Annotated in this window: 3 protein-coding genes; 2 read left to right on the forward strand and 1 reads right to left on the reverse strand. The window is 63.0% G+C overall.

Annotated features, from left to right (window positions below; all coding sequences use genetic code 11):
- Both NW844_RS12035 and gcvT read left to right on the forward strand, forming a co-directional pair.
- Positions 1-816 (forward strand): energy transducer TonB (locus NW844_RS12035; protein ID WP_414335949.1); only part of this gene is annotated, 816 nt, incomplete at its 5' end.
- 162 nt (positions 817-978) lie between these two features.
- Positions 979-2103: a glycine cleavage system aminomethyltransferase GcvT gene (gcvT, locus tag NW844_RS12040; RefSeq protein WP_414335951.1), complete on the forward strand. Its 1125-nt coding sequence runs from the start codon at positions 979-981 to the stop codon at positions 2101-2103.
- Here gcvT and NW844_RS12045 read toward each other — a convergent pair.
- Positions 2100-3056, reverse strand: a complete 957-nt coding sequence (locus NW844_RS12045) for a sigma-70 family RNA polymerase sigma factor (RefSeq protein ID WP_414335953.1) — start codon at positions 3054-3056, stop codon at positions 2100-2102. The genes gcvT and NW844_RS12045 overlap by 4 nt on opposite strands.
- Positions 3057-3169: the final 113 nt, after the last annotated feature.

The following is a 3169-nucleotide window of genomic DNA, read 5'->3' on the forward strand; positions in this document are numbered from 1 at the left end:
CCCCAACCCCAGCCGCCGCAACCACAGCAGCCTGCCCCTGTGCCACCACCTGCCCCGGCGGAAGTTGCCCTGGCCACTCCTAGACCTACCCCACCCCCCACACCAACTGCGCCTCCGGCTCCTCCTCGGCCTGCGGCAACCCCAACTGCAGCCCCACCTCCGCCCACCCCAGCCCCCCGACCCACTCCCACCCAGACCCCGCCGCCCGTGGCGGCTGCTCCTCCTGCCACGCCGGATCCCACGCCTCCCCCCACCGCCGAGCCTCTACCCGTGCAGCCCAGCGAGCGGGCTTCGGATCTCAGCCAATTGCAGCCCGTTGCGCCTGCTCCCCAACCGCCGACGGAGGTTCTCCCTGCTGAGCGGCCCTCCGATTCTTCCCAGTTGGGGCCGCCCATCAGCGCTTCCGCTCCCAGTGATGGGGCTGGGATCCAGGGCAGAGGAGCCAGCGGCTTGGCCAACCCCACCCAGTCGGCTCCCAACCCCCCCAGTGTGGCGGCGCGGGCCAATGTGGATTGGGGCCCTTGGCTGGCAGCTTTGCAACGGAAAGTGGAACAAAATTGGATCCCAGGGCAGACCGGCACTTCCCGCCGCACGGTGGTGATCTTCACCGTGGGTCGAGCCGGCGACCTACAGAGCATTCGCTTAGGGCGCACATCTGGCAGCCAACAAACCGACGACGCGGCGCTGACGGCGATTCAGCGGGCGGCACCCTTTTTGCCTCTGCCTGAAGCCTATGAGGGCAACTCGGTGACGATCAACTTCACCTTCGACATCAACGTGTTGGGACAATTAACCGTAGGTGGATCGGCTAACTGACAACGGCCTCACGGTGCTGCCTCCCAAAACGTCGCAGCAGAACTGCAGGGATCGCTCCAGCTTGTCAATTGCGGATCATGGCAGGGACAGAAGGCACTGGACAAGCTCGGAGAATCGGCGACGGTGCGTTTATCCTAGTCCTTGATTCTTAGAGATCCGTTGATGGGCACAACTTCCCTGCAGCGCCCCCCCCTGTTTCCCTTCCATCAAGCCTTGGGGGCGCGGTTTGTCTCCTTTGCCGGCTGGGAAATGCCCCTGCAGTACCAGGGGGTGGTGGCCGAGCATCGAGCAGTGCGGGAGCGGGCGGGCGTCTTCGACATCTCCCACATGGGCAAGTTCGAGCTCTGGGGGCCAGAGCTGGGATCCCACCTCAGCCGGCTGGTGCCCAGCGACCTGGCCGCCGTTCGGGCGGGATCCGCTCGCTACACGGTTTTGCTCAATCCGCTGGGGGGCATTGTGGACGATGTCATCTTCTACCGGCATCCACCGGAAGGGGAGCTGGAGCACTGGAGCCTGATCGTCAACGCGGCCACCCGCCACAAAGATAGGGAGTGGCTGCAGCAGCAGGGGATCCCTGGGCTGGAACTGCAGGATCACACCGAGTCGCAGGTGTTGCTGGCGGTGCAGGGGCCGGCAGCGGAAGAGGTCCTTCAGCCCTTTTTGGCGGGATCCCTGAAGGCTTTGCGCCGCTTTCAACACGGGCAGTTTGCTCCTCAAAAAGGGGGATCCTCAGGGGCAAGGGTCTTTGTGGCCCGCACCGGCTACACCGGAGAAGACGGCTTTGAGATCTTGCTTAGCCCCCCAGAGGGCTGCTGGCTCTGGGAGCAACTGGTGCAGGCAGGAGTACAGCCCTGTGGCTTCGGCTGCCGCGATACCCTGCGCCTAGAGGCTGCTTTTTGCCTCTACGGCCAGGACATGGACGAGAGCACGACTCCCCTGGAAGCTGACTTGGGTTGGTTGGTCAACAATCCAGGGGACTACATTGGCAAGCTGGCCCTCGAACGTCAACGCGAGCAAGGGATCCCGCGTCGCCTGGTGGGGTTTCGCCTATTGGATCGAGCCATTCCCCGCAGCGGCTATGCCATCTACGCTCCCAACTCCCCTGAGCCGATCGGGCGGGTAACCAGCGGCAGCCATTCTCCTACCTTGGGCTACGGCATTGGCCTGGGATATGTGGATTCAACTTGGGCCAAGGTGGGATCCCGGCTGGAGATTGAGATTCGGGGCCAGCGCCGGCCCGCCGAAGTGGTAAAAAAGCCCTTCTATAGAGGGGCAGGCTCCGGTTAGCTTGGGGAGTTGAGCTGTCTGCCGGCCTTGGGGGTGGAGTATTCCTGCTGCAGCCGCCGCAATTTCCGCAGGGCCCGCCGCTCAATCTGTCGGACTCGCTCCCGCGAAAGACCGATGTGCTCCCCGATCTCCCGCAACGTCAGGCCCTTCGACCCATCCAGCCCATAGCGGGCCACAATTACCTGCTGCTCGCGTTCGCTCAGTTGGCCCACCAGAGCGCGCACCTCCTCGCAATGGGCAACCCGGTTCAGATGTTCGACCGGATCGTTGTCCTCGTCGGGGATAAAATGTTGCAGCTCGGTGCCGTCTTCGTCCCCTACTCCCACATTCAAAGAACGCATCTCCGCCATGTGGCGGGTGATCAGTTCGCGGTAGTTGTCGCCAATATCCAGCGAATCGAAAACTTCCTCTGCGGCAGGCCGGGATCCCCTTTCGGCGGACAGCTCGCGGTAGCGCCGCTTCACCTGGGAGACCTTCTCGTACATGTGGGCGGGCAGCCGGATCAGGCGCCCCTTGTTTTGGATGCCGCGGTTCACGCTCTGCCGGATCCACCAGGTGGCGTAGGTGGAGAACTTGTACCCCCGCGTGGGATCGAACTTTTCCACGGCGCGGGTGAGGCCGATGGTGCCCTCCTGAATCAGATCCAGAAAGGGCAGACCGCGGTTGCGGTAGCGCTTGGCAATCGACACCACCAGGCGCAGGTTGCACTCCACCATGCGCTTCTTGGCGGCTTCCCCCTGCCGCAGGATCTGCTGCAGCTCCTCTAAAGGGATCCCCAGCCGTTGGCTCCAATCCTCCAGCGACTCGTGCTGCCGCCGCTGCTCCAGAAGGGCCATCATCCGCTGCACTTGGTGGGCCAGACGCAGTTCTTCCTCGGCGGTGAGCAACGAGTAGCGCCCAATGATTTTTAAGAAACGCCCCACTGCGTCTTGCAGCTCAAGATTTTCCGACATATCCAACCCCACACCATAAGTTGATGCCCTGTCAGAATCTTCTCTTCTGCTGTCGCGTCAAGCTTTCTTCCCACTAGGAAGCCGACCTTGCTGCAAACAGCACCTTATTCATA

The organism is Synechococcus sp. H55.2, from assembly GCF_047462495.1.
GTDB lineage: Bacteria > Cyanobacteriota > Cyanobacteriia > Thermostichales > Thermostichaceae > Thermostichus.

What these genes read in the sequence shown, in the direction of transcription:
- gcvT (WP_414335951.1), top strand. Translation starts at nt 979, where the DNA reads ATGGGCACAACTTCCCTGCAGCGCCCCCCCCTGTTTCCCTTCCATCAA.
- NW844_RS12045 (WP_414335953.1), bottom strand. Translation starts at nt 3,056, where the DNA reads ATGTCGGAAAATCTTGAGCTGCAAGACGCAGTGGGGCGTTTCTTAAAA.